At 57.0% G+C, this 24,511-nt stretch carries 23 protein-coding genes and 1 pseudogene; 19 read left to right on the top strand and 5 right to left on the bottom strand.

All coding sequences use genetic code 11. The annotated features are described in order from the left end of the window. Positions 1 to 2: 2 nt before the first annotated feature. The 5 genes from WIF35_RS06600 (at position 3) to rpsT (ending at position 7,211) form a co-directional block, all read left to right on the top strand. Positions 3 to 443 (top strand): hypothetical protein, encoded by a 441-nt coding sequence (locus WIF35_RS06600; protein ID WP_412480768.1) that lies wholly within the window; start codon positions 3 to 5, stop codon positions 441 to 443. Next, positions 437 to 1,690 carry a PilW family protein gene (locus WIF35_RS06595; RefSeq protein ID WP_412480767.1) on the top strand — a complete coding sequence of 418 codons (1,254 nt, stop codon included), beginning with the start codon at positions 437 to 439 and terminating at the stop codon, positions 1,688 to 1,690. Before WIF35_RS06600 ends, WIF35_RS06595 begins: the two co-directional genes overlap by 7 nt. After that, positions 1,687 to 2,292 carry a hypothetical protein gene (locus tag WIF35_RS06590; protein WP_412480766.1) on the top strand — a complete coding sequence of 202 codons (606 nt, stop codon included), beginning with the start codon at positions 1,687 to 1,689 and terminating at the stop codon, positions 2,290 to 2,292. Before WIF35_RS06595 ends, WIF35_RS06590 begins: the two co-directional genes overlap by 4 nt. Before the next feature lie 18 nt (positions 2,293 to 2,310). Then, on the top strand, positions 2,311 to 6,867 hold the full coding sequence (locus WIF35_RS06585; protein ID WP_412480765.1) for a pilus assembly protein: 4,557 nt from the start codon (positions 2,311 to 2,313) through the stop codon (positions 6,865 to 6,867). A gap of 74 nt (positions 6,868 to 6,941) precedes the next feature. Next, the gene (gene rpsT / locus WIF35_RS06580; protein WP_412480764.1) at positions 6,942 to 7,211 is read left to right on the top strand and encodes a 30S ribosomal protein S20; all 270 of its coding nucleotides are present in this window, start codon (positions 6,942 to 6,944) and stop codon (positions 7,209 to 7,211) included. 70 nt (positions 7,212 to 7,281) lie between these two features. Here rpsT and WIF35_RS06575 read toward each other — a convergent pair whose 3' ends face one another. Both WIF35_RS06575 and WIF35_RS06570 read right to left on the bottom strand, forming a co-directional pair. Beyond that, positions 7,282 to 7,581 carry a DUF3579 domain-containing protein gene (locus tag WIF35_RS06575; protein WP_412480763.1) on the bottom strand — a complete coding sequence of 100 codons (300 nt, stop codon included), beginning with the start codon at positions 7,579 to 7,581 and terminating at the stop codon, positions 7,282 to 7,284. A gap of 85 nt (positions 7,582 to 7,666) precedes the next feature. Next, entirely contained in the window at positions 7,667 to 8,455 is a 789-nt protein-coding gene (locus tag WIF35_RS06570; RefSeq protein ID WP_412480762.1) for a ParA family protein, read from the bottom strand. A 135-nt stretch (positions 8,456 to 8,590) separates the two neighbouring features. Between WIF35_RS06570 and WIF35_RS06565 the strand changes: the two genes are divergently transcribed. The 6 genes and pseudogenes from WIF35_RS06565 to WIF35_RS06540 all read left to right on the top strand — a co-directional run bounded on the left by WIF35_RS06565 (position 8,591) and on the right by WIF35_RS06540 (position 13,287). Next, positions 8,591 to 9,763 (top strand): aspartate aminotransferase family protein, encoded by a 1,173-nt coding sequence (locus tag WIF35_RS06565; protein WP_412480761.1) that lies wholly within the window; start codon positions 8,591 to 8,593, stop codon positions 9,761 to 9,763. Positions 9,764 to 9,765: 2 nt separating this feature from the next. Beyond that, on the top strand, positions 9,766 to 10,689 hold the full coding sequence (gene argF / locus WIF35_RS06560) for an ornithine carbamoyltransferase (RefSeq protein WP_412480760.1): 924 nt from the start codon (positions 9,766 to 9,768) through the stop codon (positions 10,687 to 10,689). A gap of 10 nt (positions 10,690 to 10,699) precedes the next feature. Next, positions 10,700 to 11,923, top strand: a pseudogene (locus WIF35_RS06555) (argininosuccinate synthase); the annotation flags it as partial. A 261-nt stretch (positions 11,924 to 12,184) separates the two neighbouring features. Continuing rightward, positions 12,185 to 12,409, top strand: a complete 225-nt coding sequence (locus tag WIF35_RS06550) for a DUF2788 domain-containing protein (protein ID WP_412480759.1) — start codon at positions 12,185 to 12,187, stop codon at positions 12,407 to 12,409. Then, positions 12,410 to 12,721, top strand: a complete 312-nt coding sequence (locus WIF35_RS06545; RefSeq protein WP_011288757.1) for a pyrimidine/purine nucleoside phosphorylase — start codon at positions 12,410 to 12,412, stop codon at positions 12,719 to 12,721. It begins immediately after the preceding gene. Between the two features lie 71 nt (positions 12,722 to 12,792). Continuing rightward, positions 12,793 to 13,287, top strand: coding sequence for a YajQ family cyclic di-GMP-binding protein (locus WIF35_RS06540; protein ID WP_412480758.1), 495 nt, complete (start codon positions 12,793 to 12,795; stop codon positions 13,285 to 13,287). A gap of 73 nt (positions 13,288 to 13,360) precedes the next feature. Here the strand turns inward: WIF35_RS06540 and WIF35_RS06535 are convergent, their stop codons facing one another. Beyond that, positions 13,361 to 13,984 carry a type 1 glutamine amidotransferase gene (locus tag WIF35_RS06535; protein WP_412480757.1) on the bottom strand — a complete coding sequence of 208 codons (624 nt, stop codon included), beginning with the start codon at positions 13,982 to 13,984 and terminating at the stop codon, positions 13,361 to 13,363. 88 nt (positions 13,985 to 14,072) lie between these two features. Here WIF35_RS06535 and WIF35_RS06530 point away from each other — a divergent pair, with 88 nt between their 5' ends. The 7 genes from WIF35_RS06530 to WIF35_RS06500 all read left to right on the top strand — a co-directional run bounded on the left by WIF35_RS06530 (position 14,073) and on the right by WIF35_RS06500 (position 20,360). Further along, positions 14,073 to 14,735 (top strand): TIGR02281 family clan AA aspartic protease, encoded by a 663-nt coding sequence (locus WIF35_RS06530; protein ID WP_412480756.1) that lies wholly within the window; start codon positions 14,073 to 14,075, stop codon positions 14,733 to 14,735. 9 nt (positions 14,736 to 14,744) lie between these two features. Continuing rightward, positions 14,745 to 15,002 carry a hypothetical protein gene (locus WIF35_RS06525; protein ID WP_412480755.1) on the top strand — a complete coding sequence of 86 codons (258 nt, stop codon included), beginning with the start codon at positions 14,745 to 14,747 and terminating at the stop codon, positions 15,000 to 15,002. After that, positions 14,999 to 15,595, top strand: coding sequence for a CoA pyrophosphatase (locus WIF35_RS06520; protein WP_412480754.1), 597 nt, complete (start codon positions 14,999 to 15,001; stop codon positions 15,593 to 15,595). Before WIF35_RS06525 ends, WIF35_RS06520 begins: the two co-directional genes overlap by 4 nt. Before the next feature lie 63 nt (positions 15,596 to 15,658). Beyond that, positions 15,659 to 16,579: a CobD/CbiB family protein gene (locus WIF35_RS06515; RefSeq protein WP_412480753.1), complete on the top strand. Its 921-nt coding sequence runs from the start codon at positions 15,659 to 15,661 to the stop codon at positions 16,577 to 16,579. Between the two features lie 26 nt (positions 16,580 to 16,605). After that, entirely contained in the window at positions 16,606 to 17,787 is a 1,182-nt protein-coding gene (locus WIF35_RS06510) for an acetyl-CoA C-acyltransferase family protein (RefSeq protein ID WP_412480752.1), read from the top strand. 195 nt (positions 17,788 to 17,982) lie between these two features. After that, complete coding sequence (locus tag WIF35_RS06505; protein ID WP_412480751.1) at positions 17,983 to 19,395, top strand: circularly permuted type 2 ATP-grasp protein; 1,413 nt, start codon at positions 17,983 to 17,985, stop codon at positions 19,393 to 19,395. 17 nt (positions 19,396 to 19,412) lie between these two features. Continuing rightward, positions 19,413 to 20,360: an alpha-E domain-containing protein gene (locus WIF35_RS06500; protein WP_412480750.1), complete on the top strand. Its 948-nt coding sequence runs from the start codon at positions 19,413 to 19,415 to the stop codon at positions 20,358 to 20,360. Positions 20,361 to 20,417: 57 nt separating this feature from the next. Here WIF35_RS06500 and WIF35_RS06495 read toward each other — a convergent pair whose 3' ends face one another. Then, positions 20,418 to 20,720 (bottom strand): hypothetical protein, encoded by a 303-nt coding sequence (locus WIF35_RS06495; RefSeq protein WP_412480749.1) that lies wholly within the window; start codon positions 20,718 to 20,720, stop codon positions 20,418 to 20,420. Then, positions 20,713 to 21,015, bottom strand: a complete 303-nt coding sequence (locus WIF35_RS06490; protein WP_412480748.1) for a hypothetical protein — start codon at positions 21,013 to 21,015, stop codon at positions 20,713 to 20,715. Before WIF35_RS06490 ends, WIF35_RS06495 begins: the two co-directional genes overlap by 8 nt. A 103-nt stretch (positions 21,016 to 21,118) precedes the next feature. On the opposite strand from WIF35_RS06490, the gene WIF35_RS06485 reads away from it, so the two are divergent. Continuing rightward, the gene (locus WIF35_RS06485; protein ID WP_412480747.1) at positions 21,119 to 24,466 is read left to right on the top strand and encodes a DUF2126 domain-containing protein; all 3,348 of its coding nucleotides are present in this window, start codon (positions 21,119 to 21,121) and stop codon (positions 24,464 to 24,466) included. Positions 24,467 to 24,511 lie beyond the last annotated feature (45 nt).

Raw genomic sequence — 24,511 nt, 5'->3', positions numbered from 1 at the left:
GTATGTCAGCTAGTCCTCTCAGCAGTCAGCGCGGCGTCGTCTTGATTGAAGCGATGATTTCTGTGGTTATCATTTCTTTCGGCATATTGGCGATCGTCGGTATGCAAGCCAATGCCGTTCGCTTATCGAGCGATGCCAAATACCGCTCTGATGCGGTACTTGCGGTTAATCAACTCATTGGCGAGATGCAATCAGGTGACCGGACTACAGCTGCGTTGCAGGGGGCGTATCAAAATGGGGGGGCGGCATATGCGGCTTGGCGGGCAGGTATTCAGTTGCCAGGAATTGACGCTAATCCCCCAAATGTTGTCGTTGATGGTAACGGGGTGGTGACGATCACCGTATCCTGGCTACAGCCTGGTGAGCCGGGAGAAATGCGTCACAGTCATCAAGCTGTGACGCGGATTGTCGGCGTTTCGTGTGCTGCGGGGGGGGTATGTTGAAACATCGAGACGCCTATTCAAGCGGCTCCATTGATTCGACCGAACGTGGGTTCGGGCTGGTCGAAATCATGGTTGGCTTGGTGGTTGGAATGATCGCCATGCTGGTGATGGTCCAGATGTTGACCTCTTCCGAGGTACAAAAACGAACGACACTGGGTGTGGATGATGCCCAAAGCAATGCTGCAATTGCGCTTGATCAGTTACAGCGAGAAGTGCGACAGAGCGGTTTTGGCATCAATCAACTGCGTCTTCTGGGGTGCCGTCTTCATTTGGAAACGGCAGGTGGTATCGATTTGCCGCTCAGTATGGTTACGATTAATCCAGGGGTCGCCGTTATTCCAGCAGGTGATGCCAATAGCGATACCCTGTTGGTGATGTACAGCAATACTTCTGGCGCCACTCAGGGGCAAGATGTATATCGATTGGCTGACCGCGAAGGTGATACGAATAACGTTACTCGTTTGTTGGCAGGTAACTCCGACCCTGATAATCCGGTTCAGGAGACTTACTACACTTGGGCGGACCAGTCTTTTAATGTTGGCGATTGGTTCATTCCAGATCCTCGTGAGACCGTCGATCCTCGCGTGGCTTGTCCTGCCGTGATGCAGATGCGACGGGTATTGGGGAAACCCGCGGATACTGTTGCTGCATCCCCGCCCGGAACTATCAATTCCGGCTTGTTGTTCAACCTTGGTCCATCTGCAGCGGGTGGGGTTGCAAGTCTGCGTGTTCAGGCCTTTGCGGTCAGGAATGGCAAGCTGGCCGTGTGCGATTACATTGCCAATAATTGTGGAACCCCTTGCGTGGCGGCAGACGGTAGTTGTAGTCCGGCCTGGGTGCCGGTTGCCAACAATATCGTTGCTATGCGTCTGCTTTATGGGCGAGATACCGCCGTTGGCGACCTCGATGGCATGGTAGATACCTACGATGCCTGGACTCCACCGGCGGCGGGAACGACGGGGTGCGATCTGGCTCGTATCATTTCCTTGCGAGTGGCCTTGGTTGCTCAGAGCGCTGAATCGAGCACAGATGTCGTTACCGCAGCGGCACCAGTGTGGGCGGGGAGTGGTGTTGCGCCGATCAATTTGGCGGCTGTTAGGGTCCGCGATGGGCAAACCTGGCAGAACTATCGTTATAAGCTGTTTGAGACGGTTATTCCCCTGCGGAACAGTCCAGCCTGGATGTTGGTTCGCTTGCGGGAGCAAGGGGTTGCGGATTCTCGCGAACCGACGGGGTGTGCATCATGACGTTGATTTACACAGGAAGACTTGCTGCTACACGCCAGCGCGGTGTAGTTATGGTGTTGACTCTAATCATTCTCGTCATCATGACTCTAGGGTCGATCGCTCTGTTGCGCTCACTCGACTCGACGAATTTTATCGCGGGTAACCTTGCTTTTAGGCAGTCTGCCGTGCACCTAGTCGAGGTTGGTATTGAACAGGCAACCAACTGGTTGGAAAACAATCCCGCAGCTAGAGCCGTTGATAATCAAGCGAACGGCTATAAGGCGTCTTGGGCTCAAGGGTTAGACCTTCGTCCTCCGAATGGGAGGTGGGCTGAATATTTTGATGGGTTGCAGGCTCGTCAAGTACCTAACGGAATTCCTCAGGGCTATGGAGTGCGTTATCTCATTCAGCGCCTGTGTCCGAATCAAGGGGGCTTTTCCACCAGCGAATACATGTCTGAAGGTTGTATATACACAAAATCTACTCATTGCCCTGGTGGGTCGAAAACAACTGGAACCGGATCGGGGGTGCAGTATTGCTATGCGGCACATTACCGAATTACCGTTCTGGTAACTGGACCACGAAATTCGATTGCGGTTGCGCAATCGGTGGTCGCGCTCTGATTGATAGTGAGGTTGAATATGAATGCTCGTATTAGGTCATTAACGACGCTCGGCTTGTTGTTGGCGACGACATTCGCGACTGTACATAGCGCGCAAACCGATCTTTCAGATGTTCCGCTAGTAACATCTTCCTCCAACGAGGTGCATTCAAATTTGATGTTCATCCTCGATGATTCAGGCAGTATGGATTCCGACTATCTGCCTGATTGGGCGGGGGATGGTAGTCCCGCGGTTTTTCAAAGTCGAAATGCGTCTTGGAATGGGGTCGCCTACAACCCGGCAATCCGCTACTCGCCTCCTGTTTACTTTAATGCGGATGGTACGCTCAATACGACGGCATACCCAAGCATGAACGGCACGACAACGGCTACAGGCGCTGACTCCACGGCTAAACCAAACTGGAAGGCCGTGAAGCAGGATGGCTATGGAGTGCAGTCGACTGGTACTGCGAATCTCCAAGGGAACGCGTATTTTTATACAACGATTCCTGGTGAATATTGTTCCTCGCCCAATCTTCGGGATTGTATTTCTGCATCGAGCCCGACCACTACTTATCGTTATCCGGCCAGTCTGCGTTGGTGCTCTTCTGCTGCGTTGACAACCTGTAAGGCGACTTGGCAATCGGATTACGCCAACCCGCGCTATCCCGTTCCATTTCAGGCAACTATCACGGTGGGGGCGGGCACTACGACGACGAAAATCTCCAGCGTTAAGATAGATGGGGTGGAGATACTGAACGCTACTACCGGAGGGGCGTCGACTGCGAACAATATTGCGACTCAGATTCGTGATGGCATTAACAGTTGTTCGTTCGGCCTTAGTGGAAACTGTGGCGTAGCTGGATATACCGCTACCGCTAACAATAACGTCGTTACGGTCTCTGGGATATCTACCACGACCTCTACTCCGGTCGTTACTGTCGCATCAGGCAATTTCCCGGTTACCACCACTGCATTCGCCCCCCAACCGGTGCCAGGCAGTAGTCCGTCGCTTACCCTGGCCAATGGTGCAAACCTCCGGACGGTTATTCATTCCGGCTTGAATAGTTATCCTTACCCCGGTTCGGCCACTAAGGCTGTAGGGCGCACGGATTGTGCCGGAACAACTTGTACTTATGTCGAAGAAATGACCAACTACGCGAACTGGTATGCCTATTACCGGACTCGCATGCAGTTGATGAAGACCGCAGCTAGTATAGCCTTCTCTACCTTTGGCGAGGTTTATGACGCCTCGGCAACGCCACCGGGGTTGGTAACCAAGAAACCTTTACGTGTTGGTTACTATACGATTTCTGCCAATGGTACGAATGCGACAGGGACCAATTTTTTGAATATCGCGGAATTTATATTCCCTCACAAAAAAAATTGGTATGACAAGTTGTTTTCCGGTAATCCGACAAGCTACACGCCATTGCGTGGGGCCTTGTCTAAGGCTGGCCAATATTTTGCGAACAAGCTCAGTGGTCAAGTTGATCCGGTTCAGTATTCTTGTCAACGGAATGTTGCTTTGCTTTCTACTGATGGTTATTGGAATACAAACCAAGAAACTTCAAGCTACGGTCCAAAACAGCTCGATAACTCTACCAACGTAGGCAATCAGGATGGTTCGGAGGTTCGACCATACAATGACGGCGCTGCAGTTACGGTAACCGAAACGACGCCCACAACGACGGTTGTTCGGCAGCAAACCGTTTCTACAGTCAGTACTGCTACGGTACAGCAGAGAACACGACAATATTACGGTGGCTACGGAGCAAATGGCTGTACCAGCACCAGGCATCGATTGTTTACCGAGACACAACAACAGTCCCGAACGGTGGTCGTAACTACGACTCGGGTTGATGATGTAACAACTATCTCCACTCGGACGTTGATTACAGTCAATGGGACGCTGATGTCCGATACCACGTCAAGTAATACATCGACGACAAACGTCTCTTCAACTCCAGTGACTGATAGCGATAGCGGGTGGTCCGCTTGGGCAGTGACCAATACCTCTCAAAGTAATTGTACGACAAGCACGTTTATTCAGAATCCGAACCCGAGTGCTTCGTCGGTCGTTTCGAATAACGCTACAACGACCGCTGGTCCAACGGTCACAGTACTTTCTACCGTTGGGCCTACTGTAGGTACTACTACAACAACAAGTAGCAGTTCGGGAGGGGTTAGCAACTCGCTTGCTGATGTCGCCGAGTATTACTATAAGACCGATCTACGTTCCCCTGCGTTGGGTAATTGTGTTGGAGCCTTAGGGGCTGGCTCAGACGTATGCGCGGATAACGTAAAGCCAGTGCGCTCGGATGGTGCGTCATGGCAACATCTGACAACTTATACGCTGGGCCTAGGTGTAAACGGTTTGATGCAATATCAGCCGGGGTATCAAAGTGCAACTTCGGGCGATTTCTACGACTTGGGTACTGCAAGTCGTGCTGCGGCTGCTTCCAGTGATGCATTAGCTGTGTGCCCTTGGATGAGCGACGGAGCATCATGTACTTGGCCTTCCCCTGCAGCAAACGCACAAACCGCCGTAGACGACCTTTGGCATGCAGCTGTGAACGGTCGTGGCCTTTATTTCAGCGCATCTGATGCGGGGGCGCTGGCGACTTCGCTTGCGGATTCTTTGGCATCGATCGAAGAAGATACGGGTAGCTCGTCAGCGGCAACAACAAGTAATCCTAATGTGACATCTGGTGATAACTTTGTGTTTGAGTCGACTTTCACTGAGTCCAGTTGGGATGGTCAGTTGATCCGGCGCAGAATGAACTTGTTCAGCGGTGAGGTGATGCCTGGAATCGACTGGAGTGCGCGGGAGTTGCTCGATACCAACACGTCAAGAAACATCTATACATTTTCAAATACGGCATCTAATAAGCTCCGCGAGTTTACTTGGGCTAACCTAAGTACAACTGAGCAAGCTTATTTCTCTTTGGCACGCCTTTCTGCGACGGGGGGGCTAACCCAGTTCTGTGCTTCGGGTTCGGTTTGCCTGAGCGCAGCGAATCAAAGTGCAGCTGCCGGAGCTCCTTTGGTAGCCTTTCTGCGTGGGGATCGCTCTAACGAAGGTGTGCTCACTGATACAACCAAGTATTTCCGCCTGCGCGATCATCTGCTGGGAGATATTGTTAATGCCGAAGCCGTATATGTGAAGGCGCCACTGAATAACTATGCGGATAAGGGGTATAGCGCCTTTAAGGCGAGCCAGGCAACAAGAGCATCTATTGTATATGCGCCGGCAAACGACGGTATGGTGCATGCATTTTCGGCAACAACGGGTGCTGAACTGTGGTCATATATCCCTAGCTTTGTCATGCCGTCGTTGTATCAATTGGCTGACAAGAACTACAAAAACCAACACAAGTTCATGCTCGATGGAACCCCAGTGGTTGGCGATATATGCGTAAGTAATTGCTCTTCGGATGCTGCAGTCTGGAAAACCATCTTGGTCGGTGGTCAGAACCGGGGTGGCAGAGGCTACTACGCCTTGGATATCACCAACCCAACAGCGCCTGCTGCACTCTGGGAGTTCACTGATGACAACCTGGGTTATACCTATGGGAATCCCATTGTCACTAAGTTGAAGAACGGTACTTGGGTTGTGATATTTGCTTCTGGCTACAACAATGTAAGTCCGGGCGACGGAGTCGGTCGGATATTCGTTGTGAATGCCTTCACTGGTCAGTTGGTTACCGCTGTCGGTGGAGATGGAACAATATCTACTGGGGCTGGTAGTCCCTCTACTCCCAGTGGTCTGGCTCGTCTGTCGGCTTGGGCTGATAGTCCGGGAACAGACAATACTGCCTTAAGGGTTTATGGTGGCGATTTATTGGGTAATTTGTGGCGATTCGATATAAACGGGGATGTCGGAACCGCAGGGTATGACGCGCAGCTCTTGGCAACATTCAAGGACGCTGATGACAAGCTCCAACCTGTTACCGAAGCGCCTCAGCTAGGTGACATCAACGGTATGGCCGTAGTATTGGTTGGTACCGGTAAATATTTGGGAGTTAGCGACGCGACGGTCTCTACTCAGTCGTTCTATGCAGTAAAGGATGAATTGACTGCAACTGGTGTAGGGACACCAAGAACCAGTACTCGCTATGTCTCTCAGACCATTACTAAGACTACCTGCCCCCAAAACAATAATTTCTGTCAATTGGGCCAAGTGATATATACCGGAAGTACAAATGCGGTCGACTGGTCTTCAAATGATGGTTGGTTCTTCGATTTTCCTCAAACTAATGAACGGTCGCATACTGATCCACAACTGGTTCAAGGAACGTTGGTATTCACGACTAATATTCCGGAGCTTAGTGCATGTACCTCAGGTGGGACTAGCTACCAATACTATGTCGATTATCGTACTGGCGCACCAGTCGAAGGTGCTAGTCCAATGATTGGTGTTAATCTTGGTAATGCACTTGCTACGCGGCCAGTATTTGTCCAGTTGCCTAATGGAAAAATCGTGGTGTTAACGCGTTTGTCCAGCGGGAAAACTCCAACCTCTAAGGCGCCTATTGGTTCAATGGCTGGCCCAACACGCCGTATGTCCTGGAGAGAGTTGAGTATTGATCAATAATCACGAAATTCCTTGAATGCTTCGTTTGTTATGAGTATAATCTGCGGTTTGATTTATAGTTTGGATGGTTAGTCATGGCCAACAGCGCACAAGCCCGCAAACGCGCCCGTCAAGCTGACAAGCAGCGCGCCCATAACGCTAGCCTGCGTTCGACCCTGCGTACCGCGATCAAGCGTGTTCGCCAGGCAATCGACGCCGGTGACAAAGCTGCCGCACAGGGTGTCTTTCAGCAGTCCGTGTCGGTGATCGATCGTATCGCGGACAAGAAAATTGTTCACAAGAACAAGGTTGCTCGCACCAAGAGCCGCCTGTCTGCTCAGATCAAGGCTCTGGCTGCTGCCTAAGCTAATTGATCGGCAAACAAAAATGGCGCCTGCGGGCGCCTTTTTTATTTCTTGCTTGGCTTGTTTTTGGTTAGGGTTTGCCGTCAATAGAGCACACGCCGTCAACGATTTGCAGGTCGTTATCCTGAGCGAAGTTAAGCATGAAACGGTAAGCCATCGGCTCGATTTCTCCCAATCGGCCATCAACGAAGACGGCTTTTTCTCCGTTGTAGTCGCCGGGGCCGACGTAGGGGGAGTATTTCATCTTGCGCTCGGCGCCGAAAGCGGACATGACCCCGCAAAGGCGCTCGGCCCAGTCGCTTGGGCGGAATTTTCTTCCTTCTTTGGTGACGCCAACAATGATGAATGTGGTGGTTTCTATACTTGTCATTGTTTTACTCTGCGTGATCGGGCCGTGCTGCTAGGCGTCCAGCGATTCTAGCAGAAGCAGAGGGCTTTCCATAATTATGGAAGGATTAATTCCAGGACAACTCAGTCTGCAGCTTTAGGTCGCCGCGCTCGATCAGCTCTTCCAGCATCCTGCGGTAATCATTGGCGCCGGGGCTGTTCGGGTTTTGGCGGAAGACATCTCGGTTGTGCGATGGGCTTTCTGCAACGGCTACGTTTTCCGAAATGACGGTGTCCAGTACTTCGTCGCCGTAGCTTGCCCTGAGCTTGTTGCGAACGTCCTCGCTCATGCGGCGGCGGCGGTCAAAGCGGGTAAGCAGGTAGCGGCGGTTAACTCGACGTTTGAGTACCGGTTCCAATACTTGGAGCGTCCGGGAAATGTGTTCGGCAGCCTGGAGCGACAAGTAATCGGTGGATACGGGAATGATGATGCAATCGCAGGCAAAAATGGCATTGAGTGCAAGCACGCCGATGTAGGGGCAGCAATCGATGATGCAGGGGCGTGGTGCCTGGTTGGCTTCAAGGGTTTCCAGACCGACGCGCAGTTTGTTCAGGATGGCGGGGCCTTTGCCGAAAATCGAGTCGACCTTCATCAATTGCTGGTGTGCGGGAATCAATTGACCCAGATGCTCCCAGTCGACGACGAGGTCTTGCAGCGGCGTGTCTTCCTGATAGAAGGAGAAAATACTCTTCGCTGCCTGACCGGGAGCGGAGCCGTGGATGCTCGACAGATGTCCCTGGGGGTCTAGGTCGATAAGCAGCGGCGGTGCGCTGGCTCGACTGAGCGCTGCACCGAGATTGAGCGCCGTCGTCGTTTTTCCGACGCCCCCCTTCTGGTTGAATATGGCTATGCGCATGATTTCGTCTTCTATACAAGGCTCTATTTTTCACTTAACATTCGAATTTCTGCAACTACTACGGTTATTTACCGCAGTGAGTGGCGGTTGTCCCCGGCGGCAGTGGCCGCCGTTTTCGTTTTCTGGGGTTGCCTGATGTCCCACGTCATGAATACCTATGCCCGGTTGCCTGTGGCTTTCAGCCATGGTCAGGGGAGCCGGATCACCGATACCGAAGGCAAGGAATACCTGGACGGTTTGTCCGGGATTGCCGTTTCTACGCTGGGGCATGCGCACCCCAAGCTGATTGCTGCGATCTCGGCACAAGCCGGCCGCATGTTGCATACTTCGAACCTATATCGAATCCGCGAGCAAGAACAGCTAGCCGATCGTTTGGCGGCTCTTTCCGGTATGCAGGAGATATTCTTCTGCAATTCCGGCTGCGAGGCCAATGAAGCCGCTATCAAATTGGCGCGCTATTACGGTCACAAGAAAGGTATCGAGACACCGACCGTCATTGTGATGGAAAAGGCTTTCCATGGCCGGACCATGGCGACCTTGTCGGCGACCGGGAACCGCAAGGCGCAGGCAGGTTTTGAGCCGCTTGTCTCTGGTTTCATCCGCGTGCCTTACAACGATATCGAGGCCATCAAGACAGTCGCGGAGCACAACAAGCAAATCGTTGCCGTCATGCTTGAAATCGTGCAGGGCGAGGGCGGTATTCACTTGGCCTCCATCGAGTTCCAAAAGGAACTCCGTGAGATTTGCGATGCCAATGATTGGCTGCTGATCTGTGACGAGGTGCAGTGCGGGATGGCGCGAACCGGCAAGTGGTTCGGTTATCAGCACGCCGGCATTCAGCCCGATGTGGCTACTCTCGCCAAAGGCCTCGGCTCAGGTGTGCCGATTGGCGCTTGCATGGCGGGTGGCAAGGCTGCCGGTTTGTTCGGGCCGGGCAATCATGGCTCGACCTTTGGCGGCAATCCGCTGGCTTGTACCGCTGCGCTGACTACCATCGATGTGATCGAGCAGGATGGCCTGATGGACAATGCCGAAAAAGTCGGTGCATTGATTCGTCAGTTGTTCGCCGATGCACTGAAAGGTGTGGTTGGCCTGGTCGATATTCGTGGTCATGGTTTGATGATTGGCGTCGAACTCGATCGGCCGTGTGGCGAGCTCGTCGGCAAAGCATTGGCCGCCGGTCTGCTGATCAATGTCACCTCCGACAAGGTGATCCGTTTGTTGCCGCCGCTGACTTTTAGCGAAGCTGAGGCGTGCGAATTGGTCGGGCGCGTCGTGCCCTTGATCAAGGATTTCCTCGCGGGTTGATCATGGCAATCAAGCATTTTCTGCAGTTCAAGGATTTCACGCGCGACGAATTCGACTATGTGTTCGAGCGCACGCGCTGGATCAAGAACCAGTTCAAGTCGTATCAGAAGTACTGGCCGCTTTCGGATCGCACCTTGGTGATGATCTTCGAAAAGGCCAGTACCCGGACGCGCCTTTCTTTCGAGGCTGGCATGCAGCAACTCGGCGGTTCGGCGATCTATCTGAACACCCGCGACTCGCAACTGGGGCGTGGCGAGCCGGTCGAGGATGCAGCACAGGTGATTTCGCGCATGAGCGACATCGTGATGATCCGTACCTTCGAGCAGGACATCATCGAACGTTTTGCCGCGAATTCGCGGGTGCCGGTGATCAATGGGCTGACCAACGAATACCATCCGTGTCAGATTCTGGCCGATATCTACACCTATATCGAGCATCGCGGCTGCATCCAGGGCAAGACGGTGGCCTGGGTCGGCGACGCCAACAATATGTGCAATACCTGGCTGCAGGCGGCGGAAGTCCTGGATTTCAAGGTACATGTGTCGACGCCGCCGGGTTACGAAATCAATGCCGATTTGGTTGGCAAAATCGATCCTGCGCGCTTCAAGATATTCTCCGATCCGATGGATGCCTGTCGTGGCGCCGATCTGGTGACCACCGACGTGTGGACATCGATGGGCTACGAAGCCGAGAACGAAGCCCGCATGAAAGCTTTCGCCGATTGGTGCGTCGATGCTGAAATGATGGCGGTGGCCAATTCGGATGCAGTATTCATGCACTGCCTGCCGGCGCACCGCGGTGAGGAAGTGACGGCCGAAGTCATCGATGGTCCGCAGTCGGTGGTTTGGGACGAAGCAGAGAACCGGTTACACGTGCAAAAGGCCCTGATGGAATATCTCCTTCTCGGCAAGATTCAAACGCAATAAGGGAACGCAAATGAGCGATATCAAGAAGGTCGTACTGGCCTATTCGGGCGGTCTGGATACCTCGGTCATCCTCAAGTGGCTGCAGGATGTATACAAGTGCGAAGTCGTCACCTTCACGGCCGACCTCGGTCAAGGCGAAGAGTTGGAACCGGCCCGCGCCAAGGCGCTGAAGGCTGGCATCAAGCCGAAAAATATCTACATCGACGACCTGCGCGAAGAGTTCGTGCGCGATTTCGTTTTTCCGATGTTCCGTGCCAACACTGTCTATGAAGGCGAGTACCTGCTCGGTACCTCGATCGCCCGGCCGCTGATCGCCAAGCGCCTGATCGACATCGTCAATGAGACCGGCGCCGACGCCATCTGTCACGGCGCCACCGGCAAGGGCAACGACCAGGTCCGTTTCGAGCTCGGCGCCTACGCACTGAAGCCGGGCATCAAGGTCATCGCGCCGTGGCGCGAGTGGGACCTGATGTCGCGCGAAAAGCTGATGGCCTATGCCGAGAAGCACGGCATCGAAATCGACATGAAGCACAAGAAGGGCGGCTCCCCGTATTCCATGGATGCCAACCTCCTGCACATCTCCTATGAAGGTCGCCACCTGGAAGATCCGGCCGCCGAAGCCGAGGAATCGATGTGGCGCTGGACTGTATCGCCGGAAAAGGCACCGAACAAGGCTGAATACCTCGACCTCGAATTCGCCAAGGGCGACGTTGTGGCCGTCAATGGCAAAAAGCTGAAGGCGCATGAAGTGCTGGCCCTGCTCAATGAGCTTGGCGGCAAGCACGGTATCGGTCGTCTCGATTTGGTCGAGAACCGCTACGTCGGCATGAAGTCGCGCGGCTGCTACGAAACTCCGGGCGGAACGATCCTGTTGCGTGCCCACCGTGCCATCGAGTCGATTACCCTCGACCGCGAAGTCGCCCACCTGAAGGACGACCTGATGCCGCGCTATGCCAGCCTGGTGTACAACGGCTACTGGTGGAGCCCGGAGCGCAAGGCGCTGCAAGTGCTGATCGACCACACCCAGCAGAACGTGAACGGTACCGTCCGCCTGAAGCTGTACAAGGGCAACGTGATCGTCGTCGGCCGCGACTCGAAGACCGATTCGCTGTTCGACTCGACCATCGCCACCTTCGAGGATGATGCCGGTGCCTACGACCAGCGCGATGCCGGCGGCTTCATCAAACTGAACGCCCTGCGCATGCGTATTGCCGCCAACCTGACGGCAAAGAAGTCGGGCAAGCCGGCTGCTGCCAAGAAGGCGCCGGTGAAGAAGACCGAGCCGGTTGCCGCCAAAAAACCGGCAGCTAAAACCGCCAAGCCAGTGGCGCCGAAGGCCGCTGCGAAAACCGTAGCAGTCAAAGCTGCTGCCAAGCCGGCCAGCAAGCCTGTTGCCAAGAAAGCACCGGCAACCAAGGCGGCACCGGTCAAGGCAGCTGCGAAGCCTGCCACGGCTCCAGCCAAGAAGCCGGCCGCCAAGAAGAAGGCCTAAAGCATGGAAGGTGGAACCCTCTTCGGGTTTAACGAGGAGCAGATCGCCGACTTTTTCTCCACTTGGGGGGTCGGCGCTTTCATCGTGTTCATGCTGTTCATCATCGGCGAGATCGCCTGGAAGTCGAAGGCAGGCAAGACCGGTACGTTCGTACTGTTCTTCGTGCTGGCCTTCGGCATGGTCGGTTTCATTGCCAAAAGCGTTATTCAGAAAATTTGGGGTATTTAAATGTCGCAATACGACAACGTTTCGGTGGTCAAGAAGGCCAATGTTTATTTCGATGGCAAGTGCGTTAGCCACACAGTCGTGCTGGCCGACGGCACCAAGAAGACGGTTGGCGTGATCCTGCCGTCCAGCCTGACCTTCAATACCGGCGCACCGGAAATCATGGAAGGCGTCGGCGGCTCCTGCCGCGTCAAACTGAAGGGCGAGAGCGAGTGGAAAACCTACGGTGACGGCCAGTCCTTCAACGTACCGGGCAACTCCAGCTTTGAAATCGCCTGCGACGAGCCGTACCACTACGTCTGCCATTTCGGCTGATCAGCATCGGCTGAGCGCCAAATTTGCCCGGCCTGCGCCGGGCTTTTCATTTGTCAGGAAAGGAGAGTTCCATGCCCAGTTTTGACTTTACTTCCGAAGCCGACATGGTCGCGCTCAAGAATGCGGTAGATGTTGCCGCACGCCAGATCGACAACCGCTACGACTTCAAGGGCACCTCGGCCAAGGTCGAGTTGAACGAGAAGGATAAAGTCATCACGCTGTGGGGAGATTCCGAATTCCAGCTGGACCAGATCAAGGACCTGCTCTTCCCGGCGATGGAGAAAAAGGAAAAGGATAGCGTCAAGCGTCTGGATGTGCAGAAGGTGCAGAGCGTTTCCGGAAACAAGACCAAGCAGGAAATGAAGATCAAGGACGGCATCGACAGCGAACTGGCCAAAAAGATCGTCAAGTTGATCAAGGATGCCAAGCTCAAGGCCCAAGCGTCGATTCAGGGCGATGCGGTGCGTGTCAGCGGCAAGAAGATCGACGAATTGCGCGAAGCGATCGCGCTGGTGCGCTCCAAGATCACCGATTTTCCGATCAAGGACGGCAACTACCGCGATTGAACGACACTGCTACGGTGCACGCGGCAAAATGGCCAAAAATGGGGCGACGCGGTTCGCCCCATTTCGTTTTTGCTCAGCGTTTTAGGCCGGCGATCCACACCGAATAGAGTTGCTCCGAGAGCTGGCGCATGACCGGCAGACGTTCGGCAATCTGTTCTTCCATCTCGGCCGGTGTCTGTACGCTCGGCTGATCGGCCGCGGCCGCTGCTTCCTCTGCCCATTGTTCGCACCACTTGGCGATCATCTCGGGCGTCATCTCGACGTGGCACTGCATGCCCAGATGGGGGCCGAGTGCAAACATCTGATTGGCGCAGTAGGCGTTGGCAAAGAGCCGAGTGGCGCCTTGCGGAATGCTGAAAGTTTCGCCGTGCCACTGGAAAATAGTGCCGCTGGCTCCGGCGAAGTTTCCCAACCAATGCCGGGCAATCGCGTTGTCTTCGCCGTGGGCGCCTCCCCAGCCGATTTCCTTGACAGGATTTCTCGTGACTTGTCCGCCCAACGCCTTGCTCATCAATTGACCGCCCAGGCAATGGCCGATAACCGGTATGTTCTTGCTGACCGCGTCGCGAATCAAGGCGCACACCGAATCTATCCAGGGCAGTGGGTCATTGACGCTCATCGGGCCGCCCATGAAACACAGGCCGGAGAAGGCATCGGCCTGATCGGGGACGGCTTCGCCTTCGTCGATGGCGATCAAGCGCCAGGGAATCCCGTGCTGCTCTAGGAATATGGCAAAATAGCCTGGACCTTCTGTTGGGGAGTGGCGAAAGATGGCGACCGGGAGCATGTTTTCGGGATTCCGCAGGAAAATGAAATGGCATTTTACGCCCATCGCTTTGCTGCTGGGCTTGGCATCCCTCCCGGTTGCGGCCCAGGATGTCGGCTTGGCCGGCTTGCTTGGCAGCAAGGCCATGCTGATGATCAACGGTGGCGAACCGCAGGCGGTACGCGTCGGGGAGTCGGTTGATGGCGTCAAATTGATTTCCATTCAGGGCGATCAAGCCATCGTCGAGGTCGGCGGCAAGAAACGTCCCTTGCGGATCGGGCAGCATGCCATCGGTGCGTCGCCGGGCGATGGTTCCGGAAAGATTGTCTTGACTGCCGATGGTCAGGGGCATTTCATTACGACTGGTACGGTAAACGGAACGTCGGTCCGTTTTCTCGTCGATACTGGTGCGACAATGATTTCCCTTGGAGCAAGCGATGCGCGTCGTATTGGACTGGATCCAAACCGGGGTGAAAAAGGGGTTACCAATACCGCCAATGGCCAGACGGTTGTTAGTCGGGTCAAGCTGGATACGGTGCGGATTGGCGATGTGACGCTACATGGAATTGATGCAACCATTCACCAAACGGAAATGCCGTTTGCCCTGCTTGGCATGAGCTTCCTGAATCGCATGGAAATGCAGCGGGATGGCAGTACGATGACACTAAAAAAACGCTTCTAGGAGAGAGAAATGCCACAACGTGACCAGGAAATTGCGCTGTTGCGCAGAGAAATCGAAATGCTGATGGGCGAGCGCCAGGCGCTCCTGCGTGTGGTTGGCGCCTCGGCCGCCTTGATTGCCAGTCTGGACAGCAAGCGCTTGCCCGTCGGGGCGGTGGAGGCTGCAGACATGGTGGCGACCTCGATCAACGGTTTGTCCGAGGAGACCTTGCAGGACGCCTTGACGTCGGTGAGCGCGGAGATCGAGGAGGATTCCGCGAGCGCATGAGAATTGATCTGGACAGGCTGAAAGCCTGTTTGTTGCCCGAGCCGCAAGCGGCTGCTACGGTGGTCGAAGATGGTGCAATCCATGCCGAACTGACGCCGGCGGCGGTGCTGTTTCCGATCGTGTTGCACGAAGCTGGGCATACCGTGCTGTTGACGCAGCGTACGGCGCACCTGAAGGATCATGCCGGACAGATCGCTTTTCCCGGAGGTCGCGTCGAAGACGATGATTTGACGGCGGTGCATACGGCCTTGCGGGAAACGGAAGAGGAAATCGGTCTGGCGCGGGAGCGTGTCGAAGTCCTCGGCTTCTTGCCGGAGTACCGTACCGGTACCGGCTTCCGGGTGACGCCGGTAGTGGCTACCGTGCAACCGCCATTCGATCTATTGCCCGACCCTTTCGAAGTGGCGGAAGTCTTTGAAGTGCCTTTGGCCTTCCTGCTCGATCCGCTCAATCATCAGCGGCACTCCTTGCATTACCGGGGCGCCTTGCGCAACTACTTTGCCATGCCCTATGGCGACTACTTCATCTGGGGCGCGACAGCGGGCATGATCCGATCCCTGAGCGAGCGCCTCGGCCTTCTCCAAGCGGCCTGAGCTTGTGGTATCGTGGCGTTTTAGCACAAGAAAATAAGCCGAGCGCGGCATAGTCGGCCCAACATGAGCCTTATCTCGCTAATTGCAGTATTCCTGATCGAGCAGATTCGACCGCTCGATTATCGTCGTGTCGTGGCCGAGCCGATTGGGGCCTGGGCCGACTACATCGAATCCCGAGTCAATGCCGGCGCCTGGCGCCATGGTCTGCTTGGCTGGCTATTGGTGGTCGGCCTGCCGGTCGTGCTACTTGGCGCGCTGTATGCCCTGTTGTATGCCCTGAATCCCCTGTTCGGCTGGGCGTTGAATGTCGTCGTCCTGTACCTGACCATGGGTTTCCGGCAGTTCAGCCACCATTACACGGAAATCCAGCTCGCCTTGCGCCTGGGCGATCTCGACCGAGCCCGACAATTGCTGGGGGAATGGCAAGGGCGTTCGACCCAGGGCTTGAATTCCAGCGACATCGCTCGGCTGTCGATCGAAGGGGCTTTGGCCGCTTCGCATCGCCATGTCTTTGCCGTAGTGCTCTGGTTCGTGCTGCTGCCGGGGCCTTGCGGTGCTTTGCTGTATCGTCTGTCAGCCATCGTGCGTGAGCGCTGGGCGCTGCCGACGGGTGAGGCGAACGAATTTTCACAATTCCCGAAATGGATTTTCAGTATCATCGACTGGTTGCCCTTGCGCGCGACCGCTTCCGCGTTTGCCGTGGTCGGCGATTTTGAGGACGCTGCTTATTGCTGGCGTACACAGCCGGCGAACTGGCCGGACAAGGAAATGGGCATAGTCATTGCCAGCGGTGCCGGAGCGCTGGGAGTCAGGTTGGGTAATCCGGTTGTCGATGACGGAGAGCTGTCGGATCGGGCCGAATTGGGCTTGGGAGACGAAGCCGATGTCGATTTCATGCAAAGTGCCGTTGGCCTCGTCTGGCGTGCGACGGTATTGTGGATGTTGTTGCTCTTTTTATTGGGGCTCGCCAGCCTGGTGGGCTGAATAATTTCTAAGTGGAGGTTTTTCACATGAGCAGAGAAGTTGTCGTTCTGAGCGCAGTTCGTTCCGCCGTTGGCGCCTTTGGCGGTTCCCTGGCCGACATGGATCCGTGTGATCTGGGCGGGATCGTGATGAAGGAAGCGATCGCGCGTTCCAACGTCGATCCGCAACAGATCAACTACGTTACCGTCGGTACGACCATGCCGGTGGATTCCCGCTACGCTTACGTTTCCCGCGTTGCTTCGATCCAGGCTGGCCTGCCGATGGACTCCGTCGCCATGCAGGTTTCCCGTCTGTGCGCCTCCGGCCTGCAGGCCATCGTCACCACCGCCCAGAACATCCTGCTGGGCGATGCCGACTACGGTATCGGCGGTGGCGTCGAAGTCATGTCCAAGGTGGCCTACCTGATGCCGGCCCTGCGTTCCGGCGCCCGCATGGGTGACACCAAGGCGATCGATGCCATGGTTGCCGTGCTGACCGACCCGTTCGGCGTTGGCCACATGGGTATCACCGCCGAAAATCTGGCGACCAAGCATGGTTTCAGCCGCGAAGACCAGGATGCCTTCGCCGTCGAGTCGCAGCGTCGCGCCGCCGCCGCCATCGATGCTGGCTACTTCAAGTCGCAGATCGTGCCGATCGTCAAGCAGACCAAGAAGGGCGAAGTCGTTTTCGATACCGACGAGCACCTGAAGCGTGGCACGACCATGGAGTCGCTGGCCAAGATGAAGCCGGCCTTCAAGAAGGACGGTACCGTTACCGCCGGTAACGCGTCCGGTATCAACGATGCCGCCGCCTTCTTCGTCCTGGCCGATGCCGCCAAGGCTGCCGCCGCCGGTCAGACTCCGATCGCTCGCATGGTCTCCTACGCCGTTGCCGGCGTGCCGAACGATGTGATGGGCGAAGGCCCGATCCCGGCCACCAAGCTGGCCCTGAAGAAGGCCGGTCTGACCCTGGATCAGATGGATGTCATTGAGTCGAACGAAGCCTTTGCCGCGCAGGCGCTGACCGTCTCCAAGGTGCTCGGTCTCGACCCGGCCAAGACCAACCCGAACGGCGGCGCCATCGCCCTCGGCCACCCGGTCGGTTGTTCCGGTGCTTTCATCGCCACCAAGGCGATCTACGAAATGAACCGTATCGGCGGCAAGTACTGCTTGGTCACCATGTGTATCGGTGGCGGTCAGGGTATCGCGGTCATCTTCGAACGCGTCTAATCCTAGCTTTTGCACCGAAACGAACCGCCGGCCAGTCCGGCGGTTTTTTTATGCCCCAATTTGAGCGTTCTGCACTTACGTGGTGCGTGTCTGACCTGGGTTAAGCGCTGAAAACCCGTCCGGGAGTAGGTTTATAGGTTGGCATGGAACCTGCTGAATCGCAGGTGAGAGCATTCTCAGCGACGAGTCCAAAAAATGAACTTCTATAACGAGATGTACGACGCCAACGGTGGCGTCCGGGCGCATTACAAGGGTTACGAAGACTGGCTCAAGGCGACACCGCCGGAACGTATCGAGCGCAAGCGAGCGGAAGCCGACCTGGCTTTCCATCGGGTGGGGATCACCTTCGCGGTTTACGGTGAAGAAGCCGGGAAGGAACGGCTGATTCCCTTCGACATCATTCCCCGCGTTATTCCCTCTGCCGAATGGAAAGCCCTGCAGTCCGGGCTGCGCCAGCGGGTCAAGGCGCTCAACATGTTCCTGTGGGACGTCTATCACGACCAGGAGATTCTCAAGGCAGGCATCATTCCCGCCGAGCAGGTTCTGAACAATGCCCAGTACCGGCCGGTCATGCAGGGCGTCGATGTGCCGGGGCGCATCTATGCGCACATCACCGGGGTCGACATTGTGCGCGCCGGGGCCGGAGAGTTCTACGTGCTGGAAGACAACCTGCGCGTGCCGTCGGGCGTCTCCTACATGCTGGAAGACCGCAAAATGATGATGCGTCTCTTCCCGGAACTGTTCGCCAAGCACAAGGTGGCGCCGGTCCAGCATTACCCGGACATGCTGTTGGAGAAGCTACGGGCGGTGGCGCCGAAGGGGGTGACAAATCCCACCGTCGTCGTGCTGACGCCGGGTGCCTACAACAGCGCCTACTTCGAACACACTTTCCTCGCCCAGCAAATGGGCGTTGAACTGGTCGAGGGGCGCGACCTTTTCGTCAAGGATGAGGTGGTCTACATGCGGACGACGCAAGGTCCGCAACGCGTCGATGTCATCTATCGCCGTATCGACGACGACTTCATCGATCCGCTGGTCTTCCGCGCCGATTCTGCGCTCGGCGTGCCGGGCATCCTGAAGGCCTACCAGGCCGGTAACGTGACGCTGGCCAACGCCATCGGTACTGGCGTGGCAGATGACAAGTCGATTTATCCCTACGTGCCGGACATGATCAAGTTCTACCTCGGCGAGGAGCCAAAGCTGAACAACGTGCCGACCTATATGTGCCGCAAGCCGGACGACTTGCAGTACGTGCTCGACCACCTGCCGGAACTGGTGGTCAAGGAAGTGCATGGCGCTGGTGGCTACGGCATGCTGGTCGGGCCGGCCTCGACCAAGGAGCAGATCGAGCATTTCCGCCAGTTGCTGATCGCCAAGCCGGACGGCTACATCGCCCAGCCGACGTTGGCCCTGTCCAACTGCCCGACCTTTGTCGAGGAAGGCATTGCGCCGCGCCATCTCGATCTGCGTCCCTTCGTACTGTCTTCTGGCGAGTGCATCAATATGGTGCCGGGCGGGCTGACCCGCGTGGCGCTGACCAAGGGGTCGCTGGTGGTGAATTCGTCGCAGGGCGGTGGCACCAAGGATACCTGGGTCCTCGAAGACTGATTAGGGAGAGATAGAACATGCTTTCACGTACCGCCGATCACCTGTTCTGGATGTCCCGCTACATGGAGCGGGCGGAGAACCTCGCCCGCTTGATGGATGTGACCTACCAGATGTCGCTCGTTCCGCAGTCGGAAGAGAAGGCCAACCAGAGCTGGAATGCGATCATTACCCTGAATAGCCTGGAAGACGCGTTTGCCGCCAAGTACCCGGTGGTGAATGGCGAGAATGTCCTGAAGTTCATGGTCTGCGACTCAGACAACTTTTCGTCCATCTACAGCTGCCTGCGCCTGGCGCGGGAAAACGCCCATGCCGTGCGCGGCACACTGACCACCGAGATGTGGGAAACGATCAACTACACCTGGCTGGAGGCGCGCGGCCGGAGTTTTGATCAGTTGATGGCCGGAGGTATCGCCGACTATTTCGAGTGGGTGAAAACGCGCTCGCATCTGTCGCGTGGCGTTACCGTCGGCACCTTGCTGCAGGACGAGGCCTACCACTTCATTCGCTTGGGAACGCTGCTGGAACGTGCGGACAACACGGCGCGCATCCTCGACGTGAAATACCACGGCCTCGACCATGGCGGTGAGGAGGGGGCTACCGATTTCTATCAGTGGGGCGCACTGCTGCGTTCGGTGTCAGCCTTCGAGGTCTATCGCAAGGCTTACCGCGACGTGATTACCCCGGAACGGGTGGCTGAGCTGCTGATCCTGCGCGGCGACATGCCGCGTTCGCTTCTGTTCTGCATGAACGGCGTGGTCAAGAACCTCGACCTCGTCGCCAACAGCCTGTCTGGCGAAACGGCGCGTCTGGCCGGCCTGCTGCGGGCGCAACTGCGCTACGGCCGGATCGACGACATTCTGGAGCATGGCCTGCACGAGTGGCTGACCGACTTCATGGATCGCATTTACCTGATCGGCGATGGCATCAGTCGCGATTTCCTGGTGCCCATGGTCGAAGCGGCTTGAGCAAGCCAGGAAAAAGGCCCGCCGATCTGGCGGGCCTTTTCGTTTAGCTGGAGCGCATCACCAAGCACGGGCGCCCATCAGGTAACTGCGCGTTTCCTTCGGCGGGGGCTCGACCTGGGGAGGGGGCGGCGGGGCGACAACAGGGGCGACGGGGGTAACGGGCAGCAGATGGTCGCGAAGACGCAGGACCATGACCAGCAGTTCTTCGTCCAGCGCCGCCTCTTCGATTTCGGCCAGGCGCTGCCGTGCGTATTCCGCATCTCGGGTCAGGCGGTCAAGATCGACCGTCTCGCTCAGGGTGCGTTTGACCTGCAACTTGAAGCGGGCCATCAATTGCGCCATTTCCATTTGCTTATCCATCGACACGATTTCTCCTTATAGGTCCAACAAACGACTTGGGGTTTTTGCTGCCTGTTGAGCGAAATTCATGCCGGTATCTTGAGAAGGATTGGTTTTCCTTAAAAATCAACAGGCTGGTATTTTTGCCGGGCTGAGTGCTCTGGCCGGCGAGAACCCGCATGGTGCAAGCGATGCCGCGGATGAATTGAATTGGTGCGGTGCACAAGGCAATTTGGCAAAAAATTGAAAATCCCTCGCTGGCCCCGACCCGAGTCCGTTGCCCCAGGATGGTGCAGAGAGCGCCGTCATCAGCCATTCATTGATTTATGGCAGCCTCTAAGTCATTGAAATATCGACTCTCGGTTGGCTGGTTCGCGTTTTGCTTTTAGGCCGCTAACCATTCCTAGCGGAGCAAGCTTGTGTCCATCCATGTCGCACTGAACCACGTCACCCATTACAGCTACGACCGCCTGATCAACCTCGGGCCACAGGTGATACGCCTGCGGCCGTGCCCGCACTCGCGCACGCGCATCCTGTCATACTCGCTGAAAATCGGGCCGGAAAAACACTTTATCAACTGGCAGCAGGATCCGCAGGGTAACTACCTGGCCCGTCTGGTTTTCCCGGAAAAGACCAAGGAATTCCGCTTCGAGATCGATCTGGTGGCCGAGATGTCGGTCATCAACCCCTTCGATTTCTTCCTTGAGCCGCACGCCGAGCATTTCCCCTTGGAGTACGAGGCCTGGCAGCGCCATGAACTGACGCCTTATCTGTATAAGGTGAATTACGGCCCATTGTTCGACAAATACCTCGCCGGCATCTCCAGAGAAAAAAAGCGTAGCGTCGATTTTCTGGTCGCGTTGAATGCCCAGTTGCAGAAGGACATCAGCTACACCATCCGCATGGAGCCCGGTGTGCAGACACCGGAGGAGACGCTGGAGAAACGTTCAGGTTCCTGCCGCGATTCGGCATGGCTGTTGGTGCAGTTGCTGCGCCATCTGGGGCTGGCGGCGCGTTTCGTCTCAGGTTACCTGATCCAGCTGACGGCCGACGTCAAATCGCTCGATGGCCCTTCCGGTCCGGAAGCCGATTTCACCGACCTGCATGCCTGGGCCGAGGTCTATCTGCCGGGGGCCGGCTGGGTCGGCCTCGATCCGACTTCCGGCCTGTTTGCCGGCGAAGGGCATATTCCGCTCGCCTGTACCCCGGAGCCGGGTTCGGCGGCGCCGGTGACTGGTGCCATCGACGAATGTGAAACCGCATTCGAGCATCACATGCAGGTGACCCGCATCTGGGAAGCGCCGCGCGTCACCAAGCCCTACAGCGAAGAGCAGTGGATCGAGATCGAAGGGCTGGGCCACGACATCGACGCCAAGCTGATGCACATGGATGTGCGCCTGACGCAAGGCGGCGAGCCCACTTTCGTGTCGCTCGACGATCAGGATGGCGCTGAATGGAATACCGCGGCGCTCGGTCCGACCAAGCGCCTGCTGGCGGCCGATCTTTTCCATCGCCTGCGCGACAAGTACGCGCCGAATGGCTTGATGCACTTTGGCCAGGGCAAGTGGTATCCCGGCGAGCAATTGCCGCGCTGGTCGTTGAACTGCTTCTGGCGCAAGGATGGAGAGCCGATCTGGAATGCCCCTGAGCTTTACGCCAGCGAGCGCCAGGACTACGGCGCGACGGCCGAGCATGCCGAGCGCTTCCTGAAGCGTGTGGCCGAGCGCCTGGGGCTGGAGTCGAAATACGTCTTCCCGGCTTTCGAGGACGTGTATTACTACTTGTGGCGCGAGCGCCGGCTGCCGGGCAACGTCGATCCCTTCGATTCGCGCGTGGATGATCCGCTCGAACGCGAGCGCCTGATGAAGGTGTTCACGCAGGGGCTGAGCCACACCGTCGGCTATACGCTACCGATCATGAAGAATGTCTGGAACCAGTGGCAAACCGGGCCGTGGTTCCTGCGCAGCGAGCGTTGCTACCTGATCCCCGGCGATTCGGCCATGGGCTACCGCCTGCCGCTCGATTCGCAGCCGTGGACGGCGCAAAGCGATTACCCCTACGTCAATCCGCCCGATGCCGAAATGGCGACCGAACCGCTGGCCGCGTACTCCGCGCTGCGCGGCCGCGTGGGCGGCGACAGCCGGGTGGCGCATCAGATGCGCGTGCCGGCTTCCGCCCATGGGGTGAACGGGCAGGGCAAGCATCCCTGGGAGAAGCCGAGCGATACCGTGCCAGGCTTCAAGGAGTCTGCCGCCTGGATCACCCGCCTCGCCATGTGCGTCGAGCCGCGCGAAGGCCGCCTCTATGTCTTCATGCCGCCCACCCAGTCGCTCGACGACTATCTGGAAATTGTCGCTGCCGTCGAGTGCACCGCAGAAGAGCTGCAAATGCCGGTGGTTTTGGAAGGCTACGAGCCGCCCTCAGACCCGCGCCTGACGCATTTCCGCGTGACGCCCGATCCTGGTGTGATCGAGGTGAACATCCACCCGGCGCGCAACTGGGATCAGTTGGTCGAGCAGACCACGCATCTCTATGAAGCGGCGCATTATTCCCGCCTGACCACCGAGAAATTCATGCTCGATGGCCGCCATACCGGCACCGGCGGCGGCAACCACTTCGTGTTGGGCGGGGCGACGCCGAACGATTCGCCCTTCCTGCGCCGGCCGGATCTGCTGAAGAGCCTGGTCGCCTACTGGCACAATCATCCTAGCCTGTCGTACCTGTTCTCCGGCCTCTTCATCGGCCCGACCAGCCAGGCGCCGCGTGTGGATGAAGCGCGCAACGACTCGCTGTACGAGATGGAAATCGCCTTCAAGCAGATTCCGCAACCCGGCGGCTACATTCCGCCCTGGCTGATCGACCGCGTGCTGCGCAACCTGCTGATCGACGTCACCGGCAACACGCACCGCGCCGAGTTCTGCATCGACAAGCTCTACTCGCCCGATGGCCCGACCGGTCGCCTCGGCCTGCTCGAATTGCGCGCCTTCGAAATGCCGCCGCACGCGCGCATGTCGCTGGCCCAGCAACTGCTGCTGCGTGCGCTGATCGCCCGTTTTTGGGAAACCCCCTACGAGACCTCGCGTCTGGCGCGCTGGGGTACCGAGCTGCACGACCGCTTCATGCTGCCTTTCTTCGTCGAGCAGGATTTCCGCGACGTGATGCAGGAGATGAACGAGGCCGGCTACGCCTTCAAGCAGGAGTGGTTTGCTCCGCACTTCGAGTTCCGCTTCCCGAAATACGGTGATTTCGCCGTCAAGGGCATCGAGTTCGAATTGCGCCATGCGCTGGAGCCCTGGCATGTCATGGGTGAGGAAGGAGCGGTTGGTGGCACCGTGCGCTACGTCGATTCCTCGGTCGAGCGGGTGCAGGTCAAGGTCAAGGGCATGGCCCCGGATCGCTACGTCCTGACCTGTAATGGCGTCGCGGTACCGCTGCAAAACACCGGGACCAACGGCGAGTTCGTCGCCGGTGTGCGCTATCGTGCGTGGCAGCCGGCATCCTGCCTGCATCCGACCATCGGTGTGCACGCACCGCTGGTGTTCGATATCGTCGATACCTGGATGCAGCGTTCGCTGGGCGGCTGTCAGTACCATGTGGCGCATCCTGGCGGACGGAATTTCGATGTCTTGCCGGTCAATGCCTTCGAGGCCGAAAGCCGTCGTCTGGCGCGCTTCTTCCGCTTCGGACACACGCCGGGTAAAGTGGTCGCCAAGGCGCCGGAAGTCAGCGCGGAGCACCCGTTTACGCTAGACTTGCGACGTTTTTGAGTCGGAATTCGCGCGGAAGGCGACCTTCGGGTCGCCTTGGCAGGG

It is taken from the genome of Azonexus sp. IMCC34839 (genome assembly GCF_047047955.1).
Taxonomy (GTDB): Bacteria; Pseudomonadota; Gammaproteobacteria; order Burkholderiales; family Rhodocyclaceae; genus Azonexus.
This window is presented reverse-complemented; position numbering and strand designations above follow the sequence as displayed.

Bases quoted from the DNA above. Each gene is read 5' to 3' on its own strand.
- argF (WP_412480760.1), top strand. From the start codon at position 9,766: ATGGCAATCAAGCATTTTCTGCAGTTCAAGGATTTCACGCGCGACGAA.
- WIF35_RS06525 (WP_412480755.1), top strand. From the start codon at position 14,745: ATGCCACAACGTGACCAGGAAATTGCGCTGTTGCGCAGAGAAATCGAA.
- WIF35_RS06500 (WP_412480750.1), top strand. From the start codon at position 19,413: ATGCTTTCACGTACCGCCGATCACCTGTTCTGGATGTCCCGCTACATG.
- WIF35_RS06540 (WP_412480758.1), top strand. From the start codon at position 12,793: ATGCCCAGTTTTGACTTTACTTCCGAAGCCGACATGGTCGCGCTCAAG.
- WIF35_RS06545 (WP_011288757.1), top strand. From the start codon at position 12,410: ATGTCGCAATACGACAACGTTTCGGTGGTCAAGAAGGCCAATGTTTAT.
- WIF35_RS06505 (WP_412480751.1), top strand. From the start codon at position 17,983: ATGAACTTCTATAACGAGATGTACGACGCCAACGGTGGCGTCCGGGCG.
- WIF35_RS06495 (WP_412480749.1), bottom strand. From the start codon at position 20,720: ATGGATAAGCAAATGGAAATGGCGCAATTGATGGCCCGCTTCAAGTTG.
- WIF35_RS06530 (WP_412480756.1), top strand. From the start codon at position 14,073: ATGTTTTCGGGATTCCGCAGGAAAATGAAATGGCATTTTACGCCCATC.
- WIF35_RS06590 (WP_412480766.1), top strand. From the start codon at position 1,687: ATGACGTTGATTTACACAGGAAGACTTGCTGCTACACGCCAGCGCGGT.
- WIF35_RS06510 (WP_412480752.1), top strand. From the start codon at position 16,606: ATGAGCAGAGAAGTTGTCGTTCTGAGCGCAGTTCGTTCCGCCGTTGGC.
- WIF35_RS06570 (WP_412480762.1), bottom strand. From the start codon at position 8,455: ATGCGCATAGCCATATTCAACCAGAAGGGGGGCGTCGGAAAAACGACG.
- WIF35_RS06575 (WP_412480763.1), bottom strand. From the start codon at position 7,581: ATGACAAGTATAGAAACCACCACATTCATCATTGTTGGCGTCACCAAA.
- WIF35_RS06490 (WP_412480748.1), bottom strand. From the start codon at position 21,015: ATGGCTGATGACGGCGCTCTCTGCACCATCCTGGGGCAACGGACTCGG.
- WIF35_RS06550 (WP_412480759.1), top strand. From the start codon at position 12,185: ATGGAAGGTGGAACCCTCTTCGGGTTTAACGAGGAGCAGATCGCCGAC.
- WIF35_RS06565 (WP_412480761.1), top strand. From the start codon at position 8,591: ATGTCCCACGTCATGAATACCTATGCCCGGTTGCCTGTGGCTTTCAGC.
- rpsT (WP_412480764.1), top strand. From the start codon at position 6,942: ATGGCCAACAGCGCACAAGCCCGCAAACGCGCCCGTCAAGCTGACAAG.
- WIF35_RS06600 (WP_412480768.1), top strand. From the start codon at position 3: ATGTCAGCTAGTCCTCTCAGCAGTCAGCGCGGCGTCGTCTTGATTGAA.
- WIF35_RS06585 (WP_412480765.1), top strand. From the start codon at position 2,311: ATGAATGCTCGTATTAGGTCATTAACGACGCTCGGCTTGTTGTTGGCG.
- WIF35_RS06595 (WP_412480767.1), top strand. From the start codon at position 437: ATGTTGAAACATCGAGACGCCTATTCAAGCGGCTCCATTGATTCGACC.
- WIF35_RS06515 (WP_412480753.1), top strand. From the start codon at position 15,659: ATGAGCCTTATCTCGCTAATTGCAGTATTCCTGATCGAGCAGATTCGA.
- WIF35_RS06520 (WP_412480754.1), top strand. From the start codon at position 14,999: ATGAGAATTGATCTGGACAGGCTGAAAGCCTGTTTGTTGCCCGAGCCG.